The organism is Microbispora sp. KK1-11 (assembly GCF_006874435.1).
Taxonomy (GTDB): domain Bacteria; phylum Actinomycetota; class Actinomycetes; order Streptosporangiales; family Streptosporangiaceae; genus Microbispora; species Microbispora catharanthi.
In genome coordinates this window covers 1-424 of the sequence record NZ_VIRJ01000143.1, presented here as the reverse complement: position 1 = coordinate 424, position 424 = coordinate 1, and the positions used below count along the sequence as shown (strand labels likewise).

At 72.2% G+C, this 424-nt stretch carries 1 protein-coding gene; it reads left to right on the top strand.

From position 1 onward, the window contains the following. A partial coding sequence (locus FLW16_RS43120) for a response regulator transcription factor (RefSeq protein ID WP_142566736.1) occupies positions 1–424 on the top strand: 424 nt, incomplete at both ends.

Genomic DNA, 424 nt, shown 5'->3' with positions numbered 1-424 from the left:
CGGCCGAGTCGGCCGTGGCCCGCATCCCCGCGCTGAAGCCGGACGTGGCGGTGCTCGACGTGCGCCTGCCCGACGGCGACGGGGTGGACGTCTGCCGTGAGGTCCGCTCGAAGGTGCCCGGCCTGGCCTGCCTGATGCTGACCTCCTACGCCGACGACGAGGCGCTGTTCAACGCGGTCATGGCCGGCGCGGCCGGTTATGTGCTCAAGCAGATCCACGGCTCGGACCTGGTCGGCGCGGTGCGCACGGTGGCCGGCGGGCAGTCGCTGCTCGACCCGCAGACCACCGCCGCGATGCTGCACCGGCTGCGCGACCAGGCCACGAAGAAGGACCCGCTGGCCGCGCTGTCGGACCAGGAGCGGCAGATCCTCGAACTGATCGGCGAGGGCCTGACCAACCGCCAGATCGGCGAGCGGATGTTCCT